This is a genomic window from Streptomyces shenzhenensis, assembly GCF_003688995.1.
In the GTDB taxonomy this organism is placed as follows: domain Bacteria; phylum Actinomycetota; class Actinomycetes; order Streptomycetales; family Streptomycetaceae; genus Streptomyces; species Streptomyces shenzhenensis_A.
The window spans coordinates 103982-124283 of sequence record NZ_PENI01000003.1 but is presented as its reverse complement, the minus strand read 5'-3'; the positions used below and the strand labels follow the sequence as shown (position 1 = coordinate 124283).

Genomic DNA, 20302 nt, shown 5'->3' with positions numbered 1-20302 from the left:
GACGGCGAATCGCCCGGTGTTCCCGGGCAGCCCCACGGACCCGTGGTGTGTCAGGGCCGCCACAGCGGGTGCTCCCGGTCGGCCCAGTCCCGGCTCACGGTGCCGGTGCGCAGCCCGCGGCGGGCTTCCGGGTCGGCCAGGGCCATGCCGATGTGGCCGGCCAGGACGACGCCCATGGTGAGGGCGAGCCAGTCGTGCACGAAGGTCGCGGAGGTGCGCCAGATCAACGGGGTGAGGTGGGTGAACCACATCAGCAGGCCCGTACCGAGCATCACCAGCGTGGCGCCGGCGAGCCAGGCGGCGTAGATCTTCTGGCCGGCGTTGAACTTGCCCGCCGGGCGCGCGGCGGGCCGTCTGTCGCGGCGCAGGGCCGCCCCGAGCCAGACCCGGTCGTGCGGGCCGAAGCGGTTGAGGAAGCGCAGGTCGGCGCGGAACGCCCGGGAGGCGAGCCCCAGCAGGACGGGCACCGGCAGCGCGAGGCCCGCGTACTCGTGGACGCGGACGACGAGGGCGCGGCGGCCGACGAGAACGGCGAGCTGGGGGAGGTAGAGGAAGGCCGCGGTCACCACGCACACGCCCATCAGTGCGGCCGTCGTGCGGTGCACCCAGCGTTCGGCGCGGGAGAAGCGCCGCAGCCTGGCGGTGCGCGCGGGGGTCTCAGCTCGTACGCTCATCGGACCGTCCGTTCGAGCGGCCGACCCAGGCGTCGACGTCGTATCCCCGCTTCTCCCAGTACCCGGGCTCGACCCGGTCGGTGACGGTGATGCCGGAGAGCCACTTGGCCGATTTGTAGAAGTACATGGGGGCGACGTAGAGGCGGACGGGGCCGCCGTGGTCGTGGCCGATGTCCTTGTCCTGCATGCGCAGCGCGACCAGCACGTCCGGGCGGCGGGCCTGGTCGAGGGTGAGGCTCTCGGTGTAGGTGCCGTCGAAGCAGGTGAAGCGGATCGCGCGGGCGGTGCCGCGCACGCCCGCCGCGTCCAGCAGCCGGGAGAGCCGGACCCCCTCGAACGGGGTGTCTGCGACGCGCCAGCCGGTGACGCACTGGACGTCCTTGACCAGCCGGGTCCGGGGCAGGGCGCGCAGGTCGGCGAGGGTGTAGGTGCGGGGGTGGTCGACGAGTCCGCCGACCGTGAGCCGGTAGTCCGCGGGGCCCTGGTGCGGGACGGACGCGGTGACCGAGTAGTAGCGGAAGCCGCCGCCGTTCGGCAGCAGGCCGGACAGCCCGGTGGGGTCCTTGCCGGACGCGGCACCGAGGAACGCCTCGGTGCCACGCTGCAGCGCGGGCGCGGTGACCACCCCGAGAGCCCCGAGCACAAGAGTGCCAAGCAAAACACGCCGCCCTATCGGCCGCCCCTCCTCGACCTGATCACCGCCGACCCACGAGTTCCCCACCCGGGGGTTCTCGGGCCGGGGGTTCTCGGGCCGGGGGTTCTCGACCTGCGGGTTCTCGGGCCGAGTGGCCTGCGCCCGCACGGTCTCGGCCGACGGGACCTCGACCCGGGCGTCATCCGCCCGCGTGTTCCCAGCCCGCGTGTTCTCCGCCCGAACGTCCTCGGCCGGCGGGTTCTCGGGCCGGGCGCCCTCGACCCTGACATCCCCGGCCGACGGGTCCTCAACCCGAACATCCACCGCCCGCAGGTTCTCGGCCCTGGCGTCATCGGCCCGGGCGTTCTCGGCCAGTGGGCCCTCGGCCCGGATGGCCTCCGCCCGCACGTCCTCGGCCAGCCGATCCTCGACCCGCGTGCTTTCGGCCCGGGCATCCACCGCCCGCGTGTTCCCGGCCCGCGTGTTCTCCGCCCGGACGTCCTCGGCCGGCGGGTTCTCGGGCCGAGCGTCCTCGACCGGCAGATCCTCGGCCCGGGCATTCTCGGCCCGCACGTTCGCGACCCGCGTGTTCTCGACTCTGACATCCCCGGCCGACGGGTCCTCAACCCGAACATCCTCCGCCCGCAGGTTCTCGGCCCGGGTGGCCTCCGCCCGCACGTCCTCGGCCGGCCGATCCTCGACCCGCGTGTTCTCGGCCTGGGCATCCTCCGCCCGCACGTCCGCGACCCGCGGGTCCTCGACCGACTGGTCCCCAGCCCGGGCATCCACCGCACGCACATCCGCGACCCGCGTGCTCTCGACCCTGACGTCCTCCGCCGACGGGTCCTCGACCGGCAGGTTCTCGGCCTGGGCATCCTCCGCACGCACATCCGCGACCCGCGGGTCCTCGACCGGCAGGTCCTCGGCCCGGGCTTCCTCCGCTCGCGCATCCGCGACCCGCGGGTTCTCGGCCCGGGTGTTCTGGGCCCGCGGGTCCTCGGCCGGCAGGTTCTCGGCCTGGGTGTCCTCGACCGGCGTTTTCTCGGCCCGGGCGGCCTCGGTCCGTATGTTCTCGGTCCCGGCAGCGTCGGGTGGTTGGGGGTTCACCCCGTCATTCGAGCACCGTCGGCTTTGCGGGGCCAGGGGTTCGGGGCACGGGTCAGCGTTCTGTAATGACTTCTTGCGGGTCCGGGGGCGCCCCGTCGGACGCCGGCTGCGCGGCGCCGAGCGCGCGGTCGCGGGCGGCGCGGAAGGCGGCGCCGGGCTCGCGGCCGGGGTACGACCAGGGCCGTGCGGTCGGGTGCCGGTCGATCCGCTGGAACAGGGCGGCGGCCTCGGCGGTCCGGCCCGCGCAGGACATGGCGTGGGCGAGGAAGTTCAGATCGACATGGCGGCGTGGATGCTCGTCGTGCTCCCACTCCAGCCACCAGTCGAAGGCGGCCTCCAGCAGCTGCCGGGCCCAGGGTCCCGACCAGTGGCCGGAGGCCGCGGGGTCGGCGGGTACGAGACCCGCGGCGGCCAGCGCCCGGAAACGCTCGGCGTGCGCGACGACCGGCAGGACGGCGAGCGGGGAGTCCGCGGGGGCGCGGGCCGCGGTCCGGTCGGCGAACGCGTACGCCTCGTGGCCCGGGTCGGCGCCGGCCTCGGGACGGAGCTCGGCGAGGCGGGCGGTCATCAGATGGTGGGCGTGATGGTGGTCACGGTGACGGCGGCACACCTCGGCGAAGGCGTCCGCGGTCTCCTCGTCGGTGCCCAGGTCGCGAGCGAGCAGGAGCAGGCCGAGCCAGGGGGTCGGGTCGGCGGGCGCCCGTTCGGCCGCGGCACGGCAGGCGGCGCGGGCCGCGGCGGGCTCTTCCTTGCCGTTCAGGGCGCGCCGCGCCAGGGTCAGGGCGAGCAGCGCGGCGGCGTCGGCGGACCCCGGCTCGGCGGCCAGCCAGTCGCGGGCCCAGTCGGCGGCGTACGGCTCCCGGGCGAGAACGCAGATCCGGTGGCCGCGGCGGTCCCAGTCGTCGGCCGTGCGTTGCAGCAGCGCCCGTACGGCATGCCGCCGGCCCTGGGCCGGCGCGGCGCGCGCGGCGATCAGCTCGGTGTCGTCGAACGCGTCGTCGAAGACCCCGGAGGGGCGCTCGCGGCGCGGGTGGAGCAGGGGCGGGGGTGAGGGCACCGCGGAACTTTCTGGTTGTCGAACTGCCATCGACTGATCACTCACAGCAAATCCCCAGCCAACGGTTCACGTCAAGTTCACCGGAGCTGTTGATAGCTTCAACTACCGCTTGTGCAGGGGGAGTTGGGGCAGGCCGAGGGCCCATCGGGCGGCCGGGGCGGGCGCGCCGAGGGCGAACGCTGTGGCCTACGCCATGGCGGCGCCCGTCCGGGCGACGGACCATGGCGGTACGGTCACGTCGCCGACCCGCGCCCCCCCTTGACCCACCGGGCGCCGTGACCGATTCACCTGACCGGTTCCGGGCACTCCCGGGGGCACGGAGTGCTTCGGAACGCTACAGTCGGCCACTACGCACCCGTGGCCCGGCCGGATGATCGAGGTACGCAGCGTGTCGGTTCTGGTTCTGATTCTCGGTGTGAGCGCGGCCTGTTGCCTGGGCTTCGGGTTCGTGCTCCAGCAGAACGCCGCCCAGAAGGCACCGCTCAGCGACTTCCTCTCGCCGCGGCTGCTGCTCGACCTGATGAAGGTGCCGCGCTGGCTCGGCGGCATCGGCCTGATGGCGGCCGGGATGGTCCTCGGCGCCATCACCCTGGGCAAGGGCGAGATCTCCCTGGTGGAGCCGCTGCTCGCCACGAACCTGCTGTTCGCCCTCGCCCTCTCCCGGTACCAGACCAAGCAGCCGCTGGGCAGCCAGGGCTGGACGGGCCTCGCCCTGCTGGCCGGTGGCGTGACCGCGTTCATCGTGGCGGGCCAGCCGCACAGCGGGCACGCGGTCACCGATCCGTTCCGCCACTGGCTGATCATCGGGGTGATGCTGGGCCTGGCCCTGGTGCTCACGACCTTCGCCAAACGGTCCCGGCTGAGCACGGCCCCGGTGCTGCTGGCCCTCGCCGCCGGTCTCCTGTACGGCGTGCAGGACGCGCTGACCCGGATCAGCGGGCAGCGGTTCTCCGCGGGCGGGTTCGCCGAACTGTTCGCCGGCTGGCAGCCCTACGGTGTGCTCGTGCTGGGCGTCACCGGGCTGATCCTGGTGCAGAGCGCGTTCGAGACGGCGCCGCTGCGCATGTCACTGCCCGCGCTCACGGCCGCCCAGCCGCTGGCCGGGATCCTGTGCGGGGTGGGCTTTCTCGGCGACCGGCTGCGTACCGACACCGGGGCGCTGGCCTGGGAGGCGACCGGGCTCGCCGCCGTGGTCGTGGGCATCGTGCTGCTGGGGCTGCATCCGGCGATGCCGCGCGGCACGGCGGAAACAGAACCGGAACGCGACCTCCAGCCGCACTGATCCCGGATGGCCCGGCCGCCGGCACGCCTGAGCCCCGAGGGACCCGGCAACCCTGCGGCACTGAGCCCCAGTAAGCCCGGCCTCCAGCAGCCCCGCCCCGATGGACCCAGGCCTCCAGCAGCCCCGCCCCGCGCCCCGATGGACCCGGCTTCCAGTGACCGAGCGCCCCCGTGGCCCCAGCCTTCAACCGCCCCGAGCCCGATGGGCACAGACCTCCAGCAGCCCTGACCCCCGATGGACCGAGCAACAAGCGGCACTGAGCCCCAGCGGGCCCGGCCTCCAGCGACCCCGAGCCCGATGGACCCGACCTTCAACCACCCCGCGCCCCGACCGACCCGGCCGCCAGCGACCGAGCGCCCCCGTGACCCCAGCCGCCAGCGGCCCCGCGGCCTCGCGCCCTCGCGCCCCCGCGGCCCCGCCGCCCCGCCGCCCCGCCGCCCCAGCCTCCGACCACCCCGCGCCCAGCCGACCCGGTCTCCGACCACCCCGCGCCCCGGTCGACCCGGCCGGGAGCGGCCACCGCACCCTGCTTGGATGGGGCCATGAGCGCTGCTGACGAAATCCTCGACATCGTCGACGAGCACGACCAAGTCATCGGGCAGTCCCCCCGGGGCGAGGCGTACGCGCGCGGGCTGCGCCACCGCTGCGCGTTCGTCCTGGCCCGGGACGCGGCCGGCCGGATCTTCGTGCACCGCCGCACGGCGACCAAGCTGGTCCACCCCTCCCGGTACGACATGTTCGTCGGCGGGGTGGTCGGCGCGGGCGAGTCCTACGACGACGCGGCCCTGCGCGAGGCCGAGGAGGAACTGGGGGTGACGGGGCTGCCCCGCCCGTCGCACCTGTTCACGTTCCTGTACGACGACGGCGCCGGCCACAGCTGGTGGTCGGCGGTCTACGAGGTCCGCTGCGACCTTCCGGTCCGGCCCCAGGCCGAGGAGGTGGCCTGGCACGACTTCCTGACCGAGGACGAACTGACGCGGCGGCTCGGCGCGTGGGAGTGGACGCCGGACGGGCTCGCGGCGTACCGGCGGCTGCGGGAGCACCGGGGCGAGGGATGAGCGTGGGCGGCCCGGCCGACCGGCCCCGCCGAGGCGCCCGGTAGGGTCCTCGGCGTGATCGAATTCCTGCGGAACGTCCGGTTCTGGTTCACGCCCGACCGGGTCCGGGAGGAGGGCGGCACGCCCGACTACCGGTTCTCGCTGGCGAACGAGCGCACCTTCCTGGCCTGGCTGCGCACCTCGCTCGCGCTGATCGGCGGGGGTTTCGCGGTGGACCAGTTCCTGCCGGAGCTGCGCTGGGGCTGGCGGGTGGGGCTGGCGCTCGCCCTGCTCGGCGCGGGCGTGCTGTGCTCGCTGCGCGCGGTCAACCACTGGGTGCGCTGCGAGCGGGCGATGCGGCGGGGCGAGGATCTGCCCGCGTCCCGGTTCCCGGCGCTGCTGAGCCTGGTCGTCGGGGTGGTGGCCGTCGCCATGGTGCTCGTCGTGCTCGTCGGGTGGAAGGGGTGACGGCCGGCCGGGATCCGGGGCTGCAGCCGGAGCGGACCCGGCTCGCCTGGCGGCGCACGACGCTCGCCTACACCGTGGCCACCGTGCTCGCCCTGCGCACCGCCCTGCACGGCGGGGCGTCGCCCGTCGGCATCCTCGTGTGCGCCCTGTGCTTCGGGCTCTGGCTGGGCTTTCTGCGGATCGCGCACCACCGCGTGCGGGCGCTCTCGACGTCCGCGCGCCCCGCACCCCTCACGCCCCGACACGCCGCGGTGGCGGCGCTGTGCGCGGTGGCGATGGCGGCGTGCGCGGCGGCGATAGTCGTCTAGGGCGGCCCGTTCGGGGTGCCGGAGGGGCGGCGTTCGGCCAGCATGGTGGGGTACTCGGGCGCCACGCAACCGGGTGTCCGATATGTTCCGCATGCGTGGCAGCCTGTCCGTCGTCAGCACCTCACACTCCTGAAGGTGAGCACCATGACCTCGGTTCATCACGCGCACGCCGCCCATGACTCGCACGACCACGGTCCCGGGTGCGGGCACACCCAGGTGCCGCACGGCGACCATGTGGACTACGCGCACGACGGGCATCTGCACCGCGCGCACGAAGGGCACTGGGACGAGTGCGAGCCGGCCACGCACACCACCCATGAGGGCCACGACCACCGGCACGGCGAGGACTGCGGGCACGCGAGCGTGCTCCACGGCGACCACGTCGACTATCTGCACGACGGCCACCGGCACGCCGAGCACGCCGGCCACTGGGACGACCACTGACCCCACCGCACCCGGGCCGACGGTCCCTTCGCGCGACGCGCGGGGAGCCGTCGGCCCCTCGTGGCCCCGATCACGTTCGGCACCCGCACTGGACGGCATACCGACCGGTCGGCATCATTGGTCGCGTCCTGTTCACCTGTTCGTAGGAGCGATGCATGAGCCCCGACCGGCCGCCCGGACTCGATCCCGACCGGTTGCGCGGCCTGCTCGACCGCGAACGACCAGGTCTGGTCGACGGCCCCCTGTCCGGCCGGCTGATCGAGGGCGGACGGTCGAACCTCACCTACGCCGTCACGGACGGCACGTCGACCTGGGTCGTACGCCGGCCCCCGCTCGGCCACGTCCTCGCCACCGCGCACGACATGGCGCGCGAGCACCGCGTGATCAGCGCACTGCACCCCACGCGCGTGCCGGTGCCGCGCCCGCTGCTGCTGTGCGAGGACCCGGAGGTGCTCGGCGCGCCCTTCTACGTCATGGAGTTCGTCGAGGGCACGCCGTACCGCACCGCGGAGCAGCTGGCCCCGCTGGGCGCGGAACGCACCCGGGCCGCGGTGCTCGCCCTCGTCGACACCCTCGTCGAGCTGCACGCCGTGGACCCCGCAGCGGTGGGCCTCACGGACTTCGGCCGGCCCGAGGGGTTCCTGGACCGGCAGTTGCGCCGCTGGGGCAAGCAACTGGACGCCTCCCGCAACCGGGAGCTGGCCGGCATCGACGAACTGCACGCGGCCCTCGGGCGCGCGCTGCCCACCTCGCCCGCGCCGGCCGTCGTGCACGGCGACTACCGGCTCGACAACGTCCTCATCGACGCCGACGACCGGATCACGGCGATCCTCGACTGGGAGATGTCGACGGTGGGCGACCCGCTCACCGATCTGGGTCTGCTGGTGATGTACAGCCTGCCGCTGGGCGCGCCGGACTCCCCCGTCTCGACCACCGCCGAGGCCGCCGGGCACCCCGCGCCGGCCGAGCTGATCGAGCGGTACGCGGCGCGCTCCGGGCGCGACGTGTCGGCCGTCTCCTGGTACACGGCGTTCGCGTGGTTCAAGCTCGCCGTGATCCTGGAGGGCATCCACTACCGGTACACGCTGGGCCGGACGGTCGGACCCGGCTTCGACCGCATCGGCGGCCTCGTCCCCGTCTTCATCGAGCACGGACTCACCACCCTCCAGGAAGGCTGACCGGTCATGGACTTCGCGTTCGACGCGCGCACCGAGGAACTCCGCGCCAGGCTGCTGGCCTTCATGGACGCATACGTGTATCCGGCCGAGGCGGTCGCGGAGGAGCAGCGGGCGGCGCTGGCCTCACCCTGGGACACCCCGGCCGTGGTCGAGGAGCTGAAGGCCGAGGCGCGCAGGCAGGGGCTGTGGAACCTGTTCCTGCCGGACGCCGAGTACGGCGCCGGGCTGACCAACCTGCAGTACGCGCCGCTGGCCGAGATCACCGGCCGCTCCCCGCAGCTCGCGCCCACCGCGCTGAACTGCGCGGCCCCGGACACCGGCAACATGGAGGTGCTGGCGCAGTTCGGCGACGCACGGCAGAAGAAGCAGTGGCTGGAGCCGCTGCTGGCCGGCGAGATCCGCTCGGCGTTCGCGATGACCGAGCCGGACGTGGCCTCGTCGGACGCCACCAACATCACCACCCGTATCGAACGGGACGGCGACGAATACGTCGTCACCGGACGCAAGTGGTACATCTCCGGGGCGATGAACCCGGACTGCAGGATCTTCATCGTGATGGGCAAGACCGACCCCGGCGGGACCGACATCCGCCGCCAGCAGTCCATGGTCCTGGTCCCCCGCGACACCCCGGGCGTCACGGTGCGGCGGGCGATGCGGGTCTTCGGGTACGAGGACCACGGTCACGGCGGTCACGCCGAGGTGGTCTTCGACCACGCGCGCGTGCCGGTGTCGAACCTGATCGGCGCGGAGGGCGGCGGGTTCGCCATCGCCCAGGCCCGGCTCGGGCCGGGCCGCATCCACCACTGCATGCGGCTGATCGGCATGGCGGAACGGGCGATCGAGCTGATGTGCCGGCGTGCCGTGTCCCGCTCGGCGTTCGGCCAGGCGCTGGCCCGGCAGGGCGTGGTCCACAACTGGATCGCGGACGCCCGGGTGACGGTGGAGCAGCTGCGGCTGCTGGTGCTGAAAACGGCGTGGCTGATGGACACGGTCGGCAACAAGGGGGCGCACACGGAGATCCAGGCCATCAAGATCGCCACGCCCCGCGCGGTCGTCGGCATCATCGACCGGGCCATCCAGTTGCACGGCGCCGGCGGTGTCAGCCAGGACTTCCCCCTGGCCGAGCTGTACGCCGCCGCCCGCACCCTGATGATCGCAGACGGCCCGGACGAGGTACACCAACGCTCCCTGGCCCGCCAAGAGTTGAAGAAATACGCCTCATAACAACGCGCCCCAAAGGGGCACGAGGAACTACGCGACCACGACAACGTGCCCCAAAGGGGCGCGGGGAACTGCGCGACCAGCCACGACGCAGCCGCACACGACAGACGGCCATCACCACGCGCCTACACCACGCGAAAGCCACAGTCCGACAACGCGCCCCAAAGGGGCGCGGGGAACTGCGCGATCAACCACGACGCAGCCGCACACGACAGACGACAGAACAGCCCCGCCAAATTCGCACCGCGCACGTCAAGGCCGCAGCGCCCGCAGCAGCAGATCCGCCAGATGGTCGGCGACCTGCTGAGGGGTGAGCGGGCCGTTCGGCCGGTACCACGTCGACAGGTGATGGACCGAGCCGAAGTGGTAGTCCGCCACCAGGTCGGCCGGGGTCACCGTGGAGAAGACGCCCTCCCGCTGCCCCTCCTCGACGAGCGCACGGAAGCGTTCGTGGTAGCGCCGGCGCTCGGCACGCACCTGCTTGTTCTTCTCGGGGCTGAGATGCTGCATGGACCGGAAGAAGATCGACGCGTCGTCGAGGTTCTCGATCGTGGTGACGACGACGTCGGCCGCCGCCGCCCGCAGCCGTTTCTCGACCGGTTCGTCGGCATTCGCGAAGGCGTCGAGGCGCTCCTGCTGGACGCGCAGCACGCGGGCGTAGATCTCGTGCAGCAGGTCGTCCTTGGAGCCGAAGTAGTGGTAGAGCGCTCCCTTGGTGACACCGGCCGCCTCGACGATCTCCTGCACCGAGGTGCGGTCGTAGCCCTGCTCGGCGAAGAGCCGTGTGGCGGCGGCGAGCAGCCGCTGCGGGACGGGAGTCCCGTCGCCGTCCGTCGTCGTCCTGGGCACTGCCGCCACCTGCCTTTCCGTGGTGCTTCACTGGCTGTCGTGCGCGCGGGAACGAAGTTCCCGACGGAGGATCTTTCCACCTGCTGCCCTGGGCGGATCCGGCAGGATCTCGTGGGAGCCGGTCATCGGTTCGTCTCCCAGGTGTGCTGGAGGTGGTTCATGCGGGACAGCCAGCGGTCCGGGTCGGTGGCCCGGAGCCGGTAGTGGTCGGCGACCTCCGGGTGCGGCAGGATCAGGAAGCGGTCCTCCTCGATACCCTCGAACAGGGCGTCCGCGACGTCCTCCGGCTCGATCGCAGTCGGCCTGAGCACCAGGTCGCCCGCGCTGCCGGTGGCGGTCAGCATGTCGGTGCGGACGCCCTGCGGGCAGATGGCGTGGACCTTCAGGCCGCGGTGCCGGTAGGTCAGCGACAGCCACTCGGCGAAGGCGTACGCGCCGTGCTTGGTGACGCTGTACGGGGCGGCGCCGATCATGGTGAGGAGGCCGGCGGCGGAGACGGTGGAGACGAAGCGGCCGGCACCGCGCTCCAGCCAGCCGGGGAGCAGCGCGTGGGCGGCGCGTACGTGCGCCATGACGTTGACGTCCCAGGCCCGTGCCCAGACGTCCTCGGGCGCGGCCTCAGAACCGCCCGAGCCGAGCCCCGCGTTGGCGCAGTAGATGTCGACCGTGCCGCCCAGCGCGTCCCGGGCGGCGGCGACGGTCGTCGACGCGTCGCCGGGGACCGCGATGCCGCCGATCTCGTCGGCGACCGCCCCGGCCCGGTCCGCGTCGAGGTCGTTCACGACGACCCGGGCGCCCGCGGCGGCGAACCGGCGGGCGAGCGCGGCCCCGATCCCGCCGCCCGCCCCGGTGACGACGACTCCGGCGTCCTGCACGGCTTCCACCATCGGTCTCCTTCGACCCGACCGGACACGACACGAACCGGCTCCTGCGGTGCCACACTAACCGGTCGGTATGTTGACGGGAAAGAGCGACCGCGACACGTCGGGGGCGCGGGACCGTGCCCGGGAGCGGCTTCGCGGCACGGGCCCGGCCCGGCACGGGCGCCCCGCACCTTCCGGACCACGCCGGGACGCGCATAGCGTGCCCATGCCAACATCGATCACGGAGGTCGCCCCATGCACCTGTCCAGACGGAGTCTCCTCGCGGCGGCGACCACGGCGGCGGCCGTGTCCGGCGCGCCCGCCGCGGCCGCCGAGGACGGCCGCGGGCCGCTGCGCACCGGGTTCGAGCGCCTCGCCGCGGACGGCTACGCGCTCCTCGGCGGCCGGCGTGTCGGCATCGTCACCAACCCGACCGGCATCACCCGGGACGCCCGGCACATCGTCGACGTCATGCACGCCGACCCCCGGGTGTCCCTCACCGCCGTCTTCGGCCCCGAGCACGGTTTTCGCGGCACCGCGCAGGCGGGCGGCTCCGAGGGACGCCACGACGACCCGGCGACCGGGCTGCCGGTCTACGACACCTACCTGAAGAGCGGCCGGCCGCTCGCCGACGTGTTCACCGCCTCCGGAGTGGACACGGTCGTCTTCGACATCCAGGACGTGGGCGCCCGCTTCTACACGTACATCTGGACCCTGTACGACTGCATGGAGGCGGCGGCGCTCGCGGGCAAGCGGTTCGTGGTGCTGGACCGGCCCAACCCGGTGACCGGACGCTCCGCCCAGGGACCGGTGCTGCACCGGGAGTTCGCCACCTTCGTCGGCCGGCAGCCGATCGCCCAGGCGCACGGGATGACGGTCGCCGAACTGGCCCGGCTGTTCAACGCGGAGTTCCTGAGCACGCCGGTGCCCCTGGAGACCGTCCTGATGACGGGCTGGCGGCGGTCGGACTTCTACGACGCGACCGGACTGCCCTGGGTGCCGCCGAGCCCGAACATGCCGACGCCGGACACCGCGTTGGTGTACTCGGGGACCTGTCTCTTCGAGGGGACGAACCTGTCGGAGGGGCGCGGCACGACCCGGCCCTTCGAACTGCTCGGCGCGGACGGCATCGACGGACGGTGGGCCGCCGCGGCCGGCGAACTCGGGCTGCCGGGCGTGCGGTTCCGGGAGGCCTACTTCGCTCCCGCCTTCTCCAAGTTCCAGGGCACGACCGTCGGCGGCGTACAGATCCACGTCCACGACCGGGCCGCGTACGACCCGGTGCGCACCGGGATCGCGCTCCTGGTGACCGCCAGACGGGTCTGGAGCGGCTTCGCCTGGCGCTCCGACGACTGGATCGACAAGCTCACCGGCTCCGCGCAGGTGCGCACGATGATCGACGCGGGCGCGGGACCGGACGAGGTGGCCGGCGCCTGGCAGCGGGAGTTGGCGGCGTTCCGCAGGGTGCGCGGGGAGTATCTCCACTACAGGTGAGCCCCGGCGGCTGACCGGCCCGCCCGGTGGCGGGACGATGCCCGCACAGCGCACCGCTCGGAGGACGAGGGAGCACGACGGGGTGCGCAGGCGGACCGGGTACGCGCGCGTGGCCACTCGCCCAGGCCCCGAGCGAGCCGCTCCTCGTCGGGGCGCGTGAACGTCGACGCGGCGGTGGTGGTCCGGCGCGGCGGCCGGGCGGCCGGGGACACTGCGACCTCGGGCAGCCCGAGTGGGCGCGGGTGGTACCGGCGGCGGGCCGCGTCGCGCGGCCCGCCGCCGTCAGCTCACCGGTGCGCGGTGAACTCCACCACCTGCTGGTAGGTCGGCCGGTTCTGCCAGCTGATGTTGCCGTGCTTGATGCCGCCCAGGGTGCGCTGGACGATCGAGTCGGCGCACCACTGGTCGCCCGCCGAGCACTGGTCGTCGCCGGGGTAGACCTGGCCGGCGGTCAGCCCGGCCGCCTGCTTGAGCGTGCTGATCAGGATGTCCCGGCAGGAGGTGAGGCTGCCGCCGCCGCAGTACTTCCCGGCGAGCGGTCCCTGCACGGGTTCGCCGAGCACCGCCCGGATGTCCTTGTCGACATAGCTCCACCAGCCGTACTGGAAGGCGCTTCCCGCGTGCGACCCGGTCGGGCCGTGCCCGGCCGACGGCGCCTCGTCCACCGGCAGGTTGGCCGTGAACGCGGTGTACAGGTCGCTGCCCAGACCGGGTTCGAACTGGGCCTTCACCAGCAGCGGCCACCAGGCGTCCAGGATCCGGATGGCGTCGGCGTTCGCATACCGCTTCGAACCCGCCGATGTCTCCGTGCGTTTGGCGCCGGCGCTCACCCACGTCTGGAGCTTGCTCACCGCCGCCGCGGCCGTGGCGTCGGTGACCGTCGAGCTGTTGATCACCTTCAGCAGGTCCGGCAGCACGCCCTCGGCACGCAGATCGGCGAGCCCCGCGTCCGCCATCGCCTTCACCAGCGATGTCCGGGTGACCCCGCCGGCCTGGACCAGCTTCTTCACCCGGTCGTCGAGGAGGTTGCCGCGGTGCACCGACCCCTCGCCCCAGGGCGCGGCCGCGTAGTCCTCGGCCTGCTTGTTGTTCCAGGAGATGTAGTAGTCCTGGTCGACGGAGTGGGGGTGCTCGGCGGGCGGCGTGTAGGCGGCCGTGTTGGCCGCCGGGTCCCAGCCGCGCCACTCGTACGCGGGCTGCGCCCACACCGGGAACTCGGCGTCCACGCCGCTCGCCCGCACCGGGTTGCTGCCGCTGTTGTAGTACGCGGTGTGCCGGGAGTCGGCGTAGAACCAGTTGAAGGTGTAGTTGATGTGCTGCGCCGCGGTCTGGAAGTCCTCGGGACCCTTGAGATAGTCCGGGTCGTTCAGCATCTGGAAGCCGATGATCGAGTCGACCTCGTGCAGGTAGGAGGAGCGCAGGGTGGTGTAGGCGACCTTCTTGCCGCCGACGGTCGCCCGGTACGCCACCGGTCCGTACTCGGTCCGCCAGACCCGCATGGTGTACGAACCGGCCGCGGTGCCGTCGGCCACGGTCGGCTTCCAGGCGTTCTTCTGCTCGACCTTCTCCATGGCGGTGCAGGTGCCGCGGTACAGGTAGTGGTAGTCGTCCTGGCACAGCTCGACCGCGTAGGTGTCGATGATGTCCTGGCCGGAGGTGGTGGCGCTCCACGCGTAGTCCTGGCCGCGGCCCAGCTCGACGTACATGCTCAGGCCCGCGAAGGAGGCGCCGCGGGCGCTGATGCCGGGGCCCTGGATCTCCTGGAGCAGGAGCAGCTGGGGTGCGAAGTAGCCGGTCTGCGGGCCGAAGACGGCGATCGGGTGGCCGCCGGCCGTGTGCTCGCCGCTCACCACCAGGGCGTTGGACATGCCGCGCCGGGCGGAGCCGACCGCCGTCCTCGCGGCCTCGGTGGAGGCGCCGTCGGCGCTCGCGGTGGCGGCGCTGCCGGTGCGGTCGTGGACCAGGGGCTCCTGGGTCACCGAGCCGGCGTCGGGCAGGGCCGCGCCCTTCGGGTCGGCGGGCCTGGTGCCGTACGGGAAGCTCTCGCCGTTGTGGAGGGTGAGGACGGCCTCGGGGTCGTTGCGCTCGCGGAAGGACTCCCAGACCCGGGTGCCCTCCTCGACGCCGTACTTGGACTGGGCGGCGATCAGGGAGAGCGCGTTGTCGACCTCGCCGCCACCGCCGGCGCCGAACAGTGCGCCGATGACGGAGGCGAGCGCCACCAGGTCGGTGACCTTGAAGTGCTCGATGGTGCCGGCGTTGGTGATGGAGTCCTTGTGGCCGGTCAGCACGTACTCGCCGGGGAAGTAGCGGCCGCTGTCGGAGGCGTCGATGTAGGCGTTGATGCCGTCGATGTAGGCGTTGACATCGGCGATGGCCTGCCGGCCGCGGTCGCCGTTCTGGGCGACGGCGTTGTCGATCTGGGCCTGCAGATCCGCTTCGGTGTAGGGGGCGTTGCGGTAGAACTGCTGTTCAAGGCCCTGGTTGGCGGCGGCGCCGCCGGCGAACGAGGTCAATTGGCCGCGGCCGACGTGCCGGAAGACGTCCATCAGCCACAGCCGGTCCTGGGCCGCGGCGTAGCCGGCGCCGAATTCGGTGCCGTACCGGGTGGTGCCGGTGATGTGCGGGACTCCGGTCCTCTTGTCCCGGACGATCGTCACGTCGGTGCGGCCGGCCGGCTTCTCGGTGGCGGCGACCTGGTCGGCGGGTACTCCGAACGAGGCGTCGTTGAAGAAGGTGTTGATCTTCGCGTCGGTGAGCGCGGAGTAGCCCGTGGCCAGGTCGGCATAGGGACCGAGCTGGTCCTCGGCATGGTCGGGCTGGGTGCCGAAGGCCTGGTTGAGGAGGATCTGGACGAGGGTCGCGTTGCCGTTCTGGCCGGGCGGCAGGATGTCGGAACACTGCCCGCCGCAGTAGTCGTCGGCGGCCGTGGCCTGCACCGCCGCCGGCTCGGCGGCCGCCGCCTGCTGGGTGAGCGGGGACAGCAGACCGGCCAGCAGAGCACATACGGACGCCGTCTTCAGGAACCCGGTGCGGCTGCCGGGAGTTCTCAGTCTGTGGAACAACACGTTGCGTGGGGTGCGCCAGGGCATGGCAGCTCCTACCGACGGGGGTGGGCCGGACGTTACCGCCGGTATCCCCGACATTGAAGATGAACATGCGTCACTTTTCGGAGTCGCCGCAGCCGTTGTCCGCGTCAACCGGGGGCGCCTTATGGCGGACATCGGAAATCGGATGGAGCCGAATCGCGTATCGACACGTCTATTCGGCGACGTCGCGCGAAGTCCGTACGACGACGCCGAAGTGACCGAAGTACAGGTGCAGGTGTGACGGAGGTGCAGGGCGATGGCCGGTTTCCGGAGTCTGGCGAGACAGGTGCGCGACCCGCGGTGCGACCTGGCGCTGCGGCGCTACTCGCTGCGCAAGTGCCTTGAGCGGTTCGCCCCTTATGGGCACAGGGCGACCTGGGACCATCTGTGCTCCCGGGCCGGGTTCGACCCCGAGGACCGTTCCCCCGATCCAGTGCGTCTCGTGGCCGCACTGGAGGAGTTGGAGGAGGCCCGGGCGGTCTGGCTCGGCTACGAAGGGGAGTTCGCCGAGCGCCGGAGGAAGGAGAAGCAGGACGGGCTGCGCCGGCCGGGCAGCGTGGACGACTGGCACCGGCTGACCTGGGGCGGCTTCGGGGTCGCGTGGTGCGACGACCCGCGGGTCCACCCCCGTGAACCACTCGCCGAGGTGCTGCGACGGCTGATCGCCGCCCTTGAGCGCGCGCCGGGCTCGGCCTGCCCGGTGTGTGGCGGGGAGCGCCTCCTCTGGAAGTACGACCTGGACCACGAACCCTCGTCCGGTCCGGTCTGCGTGGACTGCGGGATTCTGGTACCGCGGCCCGTCCTCACGCCCGAGGCGCTGGGATACGCCCGGCGCGGGCGGCTGCTCATGTCGGCCTGACCGACCGGGGGTGCGCCGGGGATGCCGCACCCCTGCGTCAGTGCCGGCCGGCATCCTGCGGGTGTGCCTCAACGGGCGGCGCGGGAGCGCCGACGGTGCGCGGGTGCCGCTGACGCCGACAAGTCGCCTAACGGCGGCGTTCCACCAGCAGGCGTGAGCCCGCGCCGCGTTCGCCGAAGGCGTCGTCCGGGTTCGACAGGACGCAGCTCTCCAGGGAGAGACAGCCGCAGCCGATGCAGTCGGTGAGATGGTCGCGGAGCCGGTTCAGCTGTGCGATGCGCTCGTCCAGTTCGCAGCGCCACGCCTGCGAGAGCCGCGCCCAGTCCTCGCGGGTCGGGGTGCGCTCCTCGGGGAGTTCGGCGAGCGCCTGGCGGATCGTGGCCAGCGGGATGCCCACCCGCTGGGCGGCCCGGACGAAGGCGACGCGGCGCAGCGTGTCCCGGGTGTAACGGCGCTGGTTGCCGGCGGTCCGACGGCTGCTGATGAGCCCCTTGGACTCGTAGAAGTGCAGGGCGGACACGGCGGCGCCGCTGCGTGCGGACAGTTGCCCGACGGTCAGCTCATGGATCTTCTCGGGGATCTGGGGCACTCGTCAGAGCCTACTCACCGCACCGGCGTCGCGGTCCGTTGACATCGCCCCCGACCGCGACCATGCTAAGCAGTCGCTCAGCGTAGACGATTCCGCACAGATTCCGTGCATACGCGAGAGGCCGGGACAGGGACATGGCAGAACCGAGGATCTTCACCTCACCCGACGAGCTGAAGGCCGCCGTGGGCGAGCAGCTGGGGTACACCGACTGGCTGGAGATCGACCAGAAGCGGATCGACCTCTTCGCGGACGCCACCGGCGACCACCAGTGGATCCACGTCGACCCGGAGAAGGCCGCGGCGGGACCGTTCGGCACGACCATCGCGCACGGGTACCTCACCCTGTCGCTGCTGCCGCTGTTCGGCCCGCAGCTGCTGCGCGTCGAGGGCGCGACGATGGGCGTCAACTACGGCACCGACAAGGTCCGGTTCCCCGCCCCCGTCCCGGTCGGCTCCCGGCTGCGCGCCACCGCGCGGATCACCGGCGCCGAGGACGTCACGGGCGGCGTCCAGCTGACCGTCGCCTTCACCGTGGAGCGCGAGGGCGGCGACAAACCGGTCTGCGTGGCCGAGTCGGTCTCCCGCTACTACCTCTGAGCGCCACCGCCCGGCGGACCCGGATCGCCGACTACCCGGCCCCGACCATCCGCAGTACGAGGTCGGCGTAGAGCGCGCCGACCTCCTCGGGGGTCCGGGGGCCGTTCACGTTGAACCAGCGGGCCACGTCGATGCACAGGGACAGCACCGCAAGGGTCGTGCCGCGCACGTCCAGGACGTCGAACTCACCGGACGCCACGCCCTCCTGGATGATCCCGCGCACCTCGGCGTCGACCTGACGGCGCAGCGCGAGGATCTCCGCGCGGGCGTCGGGCCCCAGCGCGTCCAGCTCGTACTGCACGACCCGGGCGGTCGTGCGCCGGCCGGCGTGCCAGCGGACGAAGGAGCTCACCGCGTCGGCGAGCCGCTCCGTGGCGCTGCCCTCGCGCCGGGCGGCCGTACGCAGGATGTCCAGCGCCTTGTCATGGCCGATGCGGCTGATCCGGTGGAGCAGCTCTTCCTTGGTCTTGTAGTGGATGTAGAGCGCGGCCGGGCTCATGCCGGCGCGGCCCGCGATGTCACGGGTCGTCGTCGCGTGGTACCCGCGCTCGGCGAAGGCCTCCACGGCGGCGATGAGCAGCCGCCGGGCCGCGTCAGGGGTGACCTGGTCCCACGGCTCGACCTCGCCGCCGGCCGTCTCCTCCGCCGTACTCATCGCTCGCTCGCCCCTCTCGCTGACAGGAGCTCCACCATACCGCCGAGGGTGAGCGGGCGCTTAGCTTCCTCGTCCGGAGGCATGGGTCACCTCCGTGCCGCACCTCCCTCCCGGCATCCCCGCCGCTCCCCCGGCCGGCCGCGCACCGGTCAGAGCTTCGTGAACGGGTCGTGCTCGGCGAGGATCTTCTCCAGCCGCGCCTGATCCACCCGGCTCACGATCTGGCCGGCCTCCTGACGGTCCCGGATGACCTTCGCCAGGGTGAAGGCGGAGGTGACCAGATACAGGACGGCGATGCCGAGGAACGCGCGGACCCAGGCGTCCGTGTGCAGGTTGTAGATGCCGAGGGCGGTGGCCGTCAGGGCGACGCCGAAGGATGCGACGGCCTGACCGTAGAAGGCGGTCGTGCTCTGCTGCTTGACCGGTGTGTCGCTCATGCGGGCCAGCGTCGCGCGGGAGTGGCCGGCGTCACATCCGCTCAGCTACTCAGCCGCATACTCAGCACCCCACGTGGGCGCTCAGATCCTGGAGGCGGTCGCCTACTCGGTGAGCGGCCAGGTCGATCTGTCGATGTCCGAGGACGGCCGGGACCGGCGGACGGCGCTGCACGGCTGGGTCGTCTCCTACCGGGCCGCCCTGCGCGACCGCCCCGGCATCGTCCGGGTCCTGGCCCGCGGCGCTGCGTCTCGCCGACACCGCCCCCGGCGCGATGGCCGGCGCCGGCTTGCCGCCCGCGCAGGCCCGCCCGCGCAGGCCACGTCCATCGGCGCGGCGCCTGCTCGGCGAGCGGGCGCGCCGTGCGATGACCCTTCGGCGGCGGCCGAACCGTTCGTGACCGATCCTGGGGACATGACCGTCAAGGATCCCCGGGCCGCGGGGCTCGCGGCGCTCGCCGGACTGCTCGCCGACCGGACCCGGGCGGCCTGTCTGCTGGCGCTGCTCGACGGACGGGCCTGGACCAACGGCGAGCTGGCCCGGCATGCCGGGGTCGCCGCGTCCACGCTGAGCGAGCACCTGGGCAAGCTGGTCGCGGGCGGGCTGCTCGTCGAGGAACGGCAGGGGCGGCACCGGTATGTGCGGCTGGCCGACGTGCGGGTCGCCCAGCTCGTCGAGGAGCTGACCGCGCGGGTCGCACCGGAGGCCGCGGCCCCGCGCCCGCGCACGCTGCGGGAGGCGAGCGCCGGTTCCGCGCTGGCCCGCGGGCGCACCTGCTACGACCACCTCGCCGGGCGGCTCGGCATCGCGATCACCGACGCGCTGACCGAGCGCGGGCTGCTGAGCGTCACGGGCGGGGCGACGGACGCCACCTCGGCGGCCGTCGCGGCGCCCGTGTGGCCGGTGACCGAGGAGCGGGGCACCGGGTTCGCGCTCACGGAGGCGGGGCTGAAGTGGTTCGGCGACGCCGGCATCGGGCTGGCACACACGGGCCGCCGCCCGCTGGCCCGCGCCTGCCTCGACTGGACCGAGCGCCGCCCCCATCTGGCAGGCGTCGCGGGCGCGGAACTGTGCCGGCACGCCCTGGACACGGGTTGGTGCGTCCGCATCGGCTCGGGCCGCGCAGTCCGGCTGACCGCCACCGGCGAACACACCCTGTCCACCCTGCTGGGCATCGACCTCGGCACGCTGCGCTGAACCCGGCCCCGGGCGCCCCGCGGGGCCGACGGCGTCACTCCGCACGCCCCGGACACGGCCCGGTGCATCCGCATCGACTCGCGCCGCGCCGTCCGACTCACCGCCACCGGCGAACACACCCTGTCCACCCTGCCGGGCATCGACCTCGGCACGCTGCGCTGAACCCGGCCCCGGGCACGCCGCGCGTCCGACGGCGTCACCCATCCAGGTCTGGCAACCGCTACGGGCACGGACAGACACGCACGACCGCATCGGCCCGCGCCGCA

The 20302-nt window shown here is 73.0% G+C and carries 20 protein-coding genes; 11 read left to right on the top strand and 9 right to left on the bottom strand.

Annotation, left to right across the window (positions count from 1 at the left end; translation table 11 throughout):
* Positions 1-50: 50 nt before the first annotated feature.
* From CTZ28_RS06080 to CTZ28_RS06070, 3 genes are all read right to left on the bottom strand, one after another.
* Positions 51-674 carry a cytochrome b/b6 domain-containing protein gene (locus tag CTZ28_RS06080; RefSeq protein ID WP_121888210.1) on the bottom strand — a complete coding sequence of 208 codons (624 nt, stop codon included), beginning with the start codon at positions 672-674 and terminating at the stop codon, positions 51-53.
* Positions 658-1395 (bottom strand): molybdopterin-dependent oxidoreductase, encoded by a 738-nt coding sequence (locus tag CTZ28_RS06075; protein WP_121888491.1) that lies wholly within the window; start codon positions 1393-1395, stop codon positions 658-660. The genes CTZ28_RS06080 and CTZ28_RS06075 overlap by 17 nt, the downstream gene beginning before the upstream one ends.
* 1072 nt (positions 1396-2467) lie before the next feature.
* Entirely contained in the window at positions 2468-3472 is a 1005-nt protein-coding gene (locus tag CTZ28_RS06070) for a hypothetical protein (RefSeq protein WP_121888209.1), read from the bottom strand.
* 388 nt (positions 3473-3860) lie between these two features.
* Between CTZ28_RS06070 and CTZ28_RS06065 the strand changes: the two genes are divergently transcribed.
* The 7 genes from CTZ28_RS06065 to CTZ28_RS06035 all read left to right on the top strand — a co-directional run bounded on the left by CTZ28_RS06065 (position 3861) and on the right by CTZ28_RS06035 (position 9413).
* Positions 3861-4754, top strand: a complete 894-nt coding sequence (locus CTZ28_RS06065; protein ID WP_121888490.1) for a DMT family transporter — start codon at positions 3861-3863, stop codon at positions 4752-4754.
* A 542-nt stretch (positions 4755-5296) separates the two neighbouring features.
* Positions 5297-5812, top strand: a complete 516-nt coding sequence (locus CTZ28_RS06060; RefSeq protein ID WP_121888208.1) for an NUDIX hydrolase — start codon at positions 5297-5299, stop codon at positions 5810-5812.
* A 54-nt stretch (positions 5813-5866) separates the two neighbouring features.
* Complete coding sequence (locus CTZ28_RS06055) at positions 5867-6259, top strand: YidH family protein (protein ID WP_121888207.1); 393 nt, start codon at positions 5867-5869, stop codon at positions 6257-6259.
* Positions 6247-6567 carry a DUF202 domain-containing protein gene (locus CTZ28_RS06050; RefSeq protein ID WP_121888206.1) on the top strand — a complete coding sequence of 107 codons (321 nt, stop codon included), beginning with the start codon at positions 6247-6249 and terminating at the stop codon, positions 6565-6567. Before CTZ28_RS06055 ends, CTZ28_RS06050 begins: the two co-directional genes overlap by 13 nt.
* A gap of 144 nt (positions 6568-6711) precedes the next feature.
* Positions 6712-7011, top strand: a complete 300-nt coding sequence (locus CTZ28_RS06045; RefSeq protein ID WP_121888205.1) for a hypothetical protein — start codon at positions 6712-6714, stop codon at positions 7009-7011.
* A 155-nt stretch (positions 7012-7166) separates the two neighbouring features.
* Positions 7167-8189 (top strand): phosphotransferase family protein, encoded by a 1023-nt coding sequence (locus CTZ28_RS06040; protein ID WP_121888204.1) that lies wholly within the window; start codon positions 7167-7169, stop codon positions 8187-8189.
* 6 nt (positions 8190-8195) lie between these two features.
* On the top strand, positions 8196-9413 hold the full coding sequence (locus tag CTZ28_RS06035) for an acyl-CoA dehydrogenase family protein (protein WP_121888203.1): 1218 nt from the start codon (positions 8196-8198) through the stop codon (positions 9411-9413).
* Between the two features lie 249 nt (positions 9414-9662).
* Here the strand turns inward: CTZ28_RS06035 and CTZ28_RS06030 are convergent, their stop codons facing one another.
* Both CTZ28_RS06030 and CTZ28_RS06025 read right to left on the bottom strand, forming a co-directional pair.
* Positions 9663-10259, bottom strand: coding sequence for a TetR/AcrR family transcriptional regulator (locus tag CTZ28_RS06030; RefSeq protein WP_121888489.1), 597 nt, complete (start codon positions 10257-10259; stop codon positions 9663-9665).
* Positions 10260-10381: 122 nt separating this feature from the next.
* A complete protein-coding gene (locus CTZ28_RS06025; RefSeq protein WP_121888202.1) occupies positions 10382-11146 on the bottom strand; it encodes an SDR family oxidoreductase in 765 nt (254 codons plus the stop codon).
* A gap of 231 nt (positions 11147-11377) precedes the next feature.
* Between CTZ28_RS06025 and CTZ28_RS06020 the strand changes: the two genes are divergently transcribed.
* On the top strand, positions 11378-12616 hold the full coding sequence (locus CTZ28_RS06020) for an exo-beta-N-acetylmuramidase NamZ family protein (protein ID WP_121888201.1): 1239 nt from the start codon (positions 11378-11380) through the stop codon (positions 12614-12616).
* 287 nt (positions 12617-12903) lie between these two features.
* Here the strand turns inward: CTZ28_RS06020 and CTZ28_RS06015 are convergent, their stop codons facing one another.
* Entirely contained in the window at positions 12904-15708 is a 2805-nt protein-coding gene (locus CTZ28_RS06015) for a penicillin acylase family protein (RefSeq protein WP_121888200.1), read from the bottom strand.
* A 253-nt stretch (positions 15709-15961) separates the two neighbouring features.
* Between CTZ28_RS06015 and CTZ28_RS06005 the strand changes: the two genes are divergently transcribed.
* Entirely contained in the window at positions 15962-16564 is a 603-nt protein-coding gene (locus tag CTZ28_RS06005; RefSeq protein ID WP_121888199.1) for a hypothetical protein, read from the top strand.
* 127 nt (positions 16565-16691) lie between these two features.
* Here CTZ28_RS06005 and soxR read toward each other — a convergent pair whose 3' ends face one another.
* Entirely contained in the window at positions 16692-17153 is a 462-nt protein-coding gene (soxR, locus tag CTZ28_RS06000; protein WP_121888198.1) for a redox-sensitive transcriptional activator SoxR, read from the bottom strand.
* 134 nt (positions 17154-17287) lie between these two features.
* On the opposite strand from soxR, the gene CTZ28_RS05995 reads away from it, so the two are divergent.
* Positions 17288-17749, top strand: coding sequence for a MaoC family dehydratase (locus tag CTZ28_RS05995; protein ID WP_121888197.1), 462 nt, complete (start codon positions 17288-17290; stop codon positions 17747-17749).
* A 31-nt stretch (positions 17750-17780) separates the two neighbouring features.
* On the opposite strand, the gene CTZ28_RS05990 is transcribed toward CTZ28_RS05995, so the two are convergent.
* On the bottom strand, positions 17781-18404 hold the full coding sequence (locus CTZ28_RS05990) for a TetR/AcrR family transcriptional regulator (RefSeq protein WP_121888196.1): 624 nt from the start codon (positions 18402-18404) through the stop codon (positions 17781-17783).
* 149 nt (positions 18405-18553) lie between these two features.
* A complete protein-coding gene (locus CTZ28_RS05985; RefSeq protein WP_121888195.1) occupies positions 18554-18841 on the bottom strand; it encodes a YiaA/YiaB family inner membrane protein in 288 nt (95 codons plus the stop codon).
* Positions 18842-19253: 412 nt separating this feature from the next.
* Here CTZ28_RS05985 and CTZ28_RS05975 point away from each other — a divergent pair, with 412 nt between their 5' ends.
* On the top strand, positions 19254-20036 hold the full coding sequence (locus tag CTZ28_RS05975; RefSeq protein WP_121888488.1) for an ArsR/SmtB family transcription factor: 783 nt from the start codon (positions 19254-19256) through the stop codon (positions 20034-20036).
* The last annotated feature ends 266 nt before the right edge of the window (positions 20037-20302 follow it).